This is a genomic window from Kitasatospora putterlickiae (assembly GCF_039527695.1).
Taxonomy (GTDB): domain Bacteria; phylum Actinomycetota; class Actinomycetes; order Streptomycetales; family Streptomycetaceae; genus Kitasatospora; species Kitasatospora putterlickiae.
The window spans coordinates 4,694-9,031 of sequence record NZ_BAAAKJ010000273.1; the positions used below are offsets into that span (position 1 = coordinate 4,694).

Consider the following 4,338-nt stretch of genomic DNA (forward strand, 5'->3'; position numbering starts at 1 on the left):
GGGCGCCCGCCGCGGTCTGGGGCCTGGCCCGCACCGCGCAGCTCGAACACCCCGGCCGGATCGTCCTGGTGGACACCGACGGCTCGGCGGCGCCCGCCTCGCTGGTGGCCGACGCGCTCGCGTCCGGCGAACCGCAGGTGGCGTGGCGTGCCGGGGGCGCGGTGGTGCCGCGTCTGGCCCGGGCCGGTGTCGCGGCCGAGGGCGGTGGTGTTCTGGATCCGGCGGGGACGGTGCTGGTGACCGGCGGCACCGGGACGTTGGGTGGGCTGGTGGCCCGGCGTCTGGTGGAGTCGCACGGGGTGCGGCATCTGCTGCTGGTGAGCCGTCGGGGTCCGCAAGCGCCTGGTGCGGCGGAGCTGGTGGGGCAATTGGCGGCGTTGGGTGCGTCGGTGGAGGTCGTGGCCGCCGATGTGTCGGAGCGTTCGGTGGTGGATGGCCTGGTGAACGGTGTGCCGGTGGAGCGTCCCTTGACGGGGGTGGTGCACACGGCCGGGGCACTGGCCGACGGGGTGTTCGAGGCGCAGTCCGTGGAACGCCTGGACGAGGTGTTCGCGCCGAAGGCGGACGCGGCGTGGCATCTGCACGAGGCGACGAAGGACCTCGGCCTGACCGCGTTCGTCCTCTTCTCCTCCGGCGCGGGCGTGTTCGGCAGCGCGGGGCAGAGCCTGTACGGGGCGGCGAACGCCTTCCTGGACGGCCTGGCGCGGTGGCGCGCGGATCAGGGTCTGCCGGCGGTGTCGCTGGCCTGGGGTCTGTGGGCGGAGGCCAGCGGCCTGACCGGGCACCTGGGCGAGGGGGACCGGGCCCGCCTGGCACGCGGCGGACTTGCCGCCATGGCCACGGAGGAGGCGCTGGCGCTGTTCGACGCGGCCCTTGGTTCCCCGGAGGCGCTGCTGGTCCCGACCCGCCTGGACCGCGACGCGCTCCGCAAGCAGGCGGCGGCAGGCGAGCTGAACCCCCTGCTGCGCGGCCTGGTCCGCGCCCCGAGGCGCACCGCCACCGCCGCCGCGCCGACCGGCGACGGCCGCGAGGTCCTGCTCCGCCGGCTCTCCGCGGTGGGCGAGGCCGAACAGCTCCGGCTGCTCCTGGACCTGGTCCGGGCGAGCGCGGCCAAGGTGCTCGGCCAGAGCATCGACGAGACGGTGAAGCCCGCGCAGGCCTTCAAGGAGGTCGGCTTCGACTCGCTGACCTCGCTGCGGATCCGCGGCAGTCTCACCGAGGCCACCGGCGTCCGGCTCCCGGCGACCCTGGTCTTCGACCACCCGACGCCGGCCGCCGTCGCGGAGCACCTGCGCGACCGGCTGGGCCTGGTGGGCTCGGTGGCCGTGCCGCCCGTCCTGCTGGAACTCGACCGGCTGGAGCAGGCGCTGGCGGCCACGGCCGGCGCGTCCGGGGCGTCCGACGGGGTGCGCGCCCAGGTGGCCGCCCGTCTGGAGGCCCTCACCGCCCGCTGGGCGGAGCCGGGCGAGGAGCCCGAGGCCGAGGGCGTCGACCTGGGCGCCGCCTCGGACGACGAGCTCTTCGACCTGATCGACAACGAACTCGGCCTTTCCTGATGACGGATACGAGGAAGAACCCCATGTCGAACGACGACAAGCTGCGCGACTACCTCAAGCGCGTCACGGCCGACCTCCAGCAGACCAGGCGCCGCCTGCGCGACGTCGAGGCCCGGCGCGCCGAGCCGATCGCCATCGTCGGAATGGCCTGCCGGCTGCCCGGCGGCGTCGCCTCCCCGGCCGACCTGTGGCGCCTGGTCCACGACGGCACCGACGCGATGGCCCCGTTCCCCCGCGACCGGGGGTGGGACGTGGACGGCCTGTACGACCCCGACCCGGACGCCGCCGGGAAGACCTACGCCGAGGAGGGCGGCTTCCTCGCCGACCCGGGCGGCTTCGACGCCGCGCTCTTCGGGATCTCGCCGCGCGAGGCGCTGGCCACCGACCCGCAGCAGCGGCTGCTGCTGGAGACCTCCTGGGAGGCCCTGGAGCGGGCGGGCATCGACCCGACCTCGCTCAAGGGGCAGCCGGTCGGCGTCTACGCGGGGCTGATGTACCACGACTACGCGCACCACGTGCTCAACCTCCCGGAGGGCCTGGAGGGGTACTTCGGCATCGGCAACTCGGGCTCGGTCGCCTCCGGCCGGGTCTCCTACACCCTCGGTCTCGAAGGCCCGTCGGTGACGGTGGACACCGCCTGCTCGTCCTCCCTGGTCGCCGTCCACCTGGCCGCGCAGGCGCTGCGCGACGGCGAGTGCACGCTGGCCCTGGCCGGCGGCGTCGCCGTGATGGCCACGCCGGAGGTGTTCGTCGACTTCGCGACCCAGCGCGGTCTGGCCCGCGACAGCCGCTGCAAGGCGTACGCGGACGCCGCCGACGGCACGGGCCTGGCGGAGGGCGTGGCCGTCCTCCTGCTGGAGCGGTTGTCGGACGCGCGGCGCCTGGGGCACGAGGTGCTGGCCGTGGTCCGGGGTTCGGCGGTCAACCAGGACGGTGCGTCCAACGGGATGACCGCCCCGAACGGTCCCTCGCAGGAGCGGGTGATCCGGGCCGCGCTCGCCAACGCCCGGCTGACGGCGGCGGACGTCGACGCCGTCGAGGGCCACGGCACGGGGACCTCGCTGGGCGATCCGATCGAGGCGCAGGCGGTGCTGGCCACCTACGGGCAGGGCCGACCCGTCGAACAGCCGCTCTGGCTGGGGTCGTTGAAGTCCAACATCGGCCACACCCAGGCCGCCGCCGGCGTGGCCGGCGTGATCAAGATGGTGGAGGCGCTGCGGCACGGCGTGCTGCCGAAGAGTCTGCACATCGACACGCCCACCTCGAAGGTCGACTGGGACTCGGGCGCGGTCGCGCTCCTCACCGAACGCCGCGACTGGCCGGAGGTCGACCGGCCGCGCCGGGCCGCCGTCTCCTCGTTCGGTGTCAGCGGCACCAACGCCCACGTGATCCTGGAGCAGGCCCCGGCCGAGGACGCTCCGCCGCAGCCGGGCGCCGAACCGGTGGACACCGCCCTGCCGTTGGTGCTGTCGGCCGTCTCCGAGGACGCGGTGCGGGCCCAGGCCCGCGCCTGGGGCCGTCTCCTGGCCGAGCAGCCGGACACCGGCCTGGCCCGGACCGCCCGCACGCTCGTCGGCGCGCGTGCCGGGCTGGAGCAGCGGGCGGTGGTGGTGGCCGCCGACCGGGCGGGCGCGCTGGCGGCGCTGGACGCCGTGGCGCGCGGGGAGGAGGCGGCGGGCGTCGTCTCCGGTCGGGCGGAGGTGAGTGGTCGGTCGGTGTTCGTGTTCCCGGGTCAGGGGTCGCAGTGGGTGGGGATGGGGCGTCGGCTGCTCGCCGAGTCGGTGGTGTTCGCGGAGGCTCTCGGTGAGGTCGAGAAGGCTTTGGAGCCTTATGTCGACTGGTCGTTGCTGGATGTGGTGAACCAGGTGCCGGGTGCGGCTTCGCTGGAGCGGGTGGATGTGGTGCAGCCGGTGTCGTTCGCGGTGAACGTGGGCCTGGCGCGGCTGTGGGCGTCGCTGGGGGTGCTGCCGGACGCGGTGGTCGGTCACTCGCAGGGGGAGATCGCGGCGGCGCATGTCGCGGGCGTCCTCTCGCTGGACGACGCCGCCGCCGTGGTGGCCTTGCGGTCGCAGGCCATCGCGCGGGGCCTGGCGGGCCGGGGCGGGATGGTCTCGGTCGGGCTGCCGTTCGCCGAGGTGGCCTACCGGCTCCCCGCCGGCGTCGAGATCGCGGCGGTGAACGGTCCGTCCTCGGTCGTGGTGGCCGGTGACCCGGCGGGTCTGGACACGCTCGTCGTCTCGTACGAGGAGCAGGGTGTGCGGGTGCGGCGGATCGCCGTCGACTACGCGTCGCACACCTCGCACGTGGAGTCGATCGAGGCCGAACTCGCGGAGCTGCTGGGTGCGGTGAAGCCCCGGCCGGCGAGCGTCCCGTTCCTGTCCACGGTGGAGAACCGCTGGCTGGAGGGCCCGGAGCTGGACGCCGGCTACTGGTACCGCAACCTGCGGCAGACCGTCCGCTTCGCCGACGCCGTCGAGACCCTGGCGGCCGAGGGCTTCCGGGCGTTCGTCGAGGTCAGCGCCCACCCTGTGCTCGCCCACGCCGTCGTGGAGGCCTTGGAGGAGTCCGTCCAGGCGCCGACCGTGGTCACCGGCACTCTGCGGCGCGAGGACGGCGGCTGGGACCGCGTCCTGCTCGCCGCCGCTGAACTCCACGTGCACGGCCTGGCCGTCGACTGGTCCGCCGCACTCGCGGACGCCCAGGTCCTTCCGGCTTCCGGCCTCCCGACCTACCCCTTCCAGCACCAGCGTTACTGGCTGGAGACCCGCCCCGCCACCGACGT

2 protein-coding genes are annotated in these 4,338 nt (G+C 74.9%); both read left to right on the forward strand.

Annotated elements, in window-relative coordinates; genetic code table 11:
• The coding region (locus ABD308_RS27230; RefSeq protein ID WP_344339767.1) for a type I polyketide synthase at nt 1-1,556 on the forward strand (1,556 nt) is incomplete at its 5' end.
• 23 nt (nt 1,557-1,579) lie between these two features.
• On the forward strand, nt 1,580-4,338 hold a 2,759-nt coding region (locus ABD308_RS27235; protein ID WP_344339769.1), incomplete at its 3' end, for a type I polyketide synthase.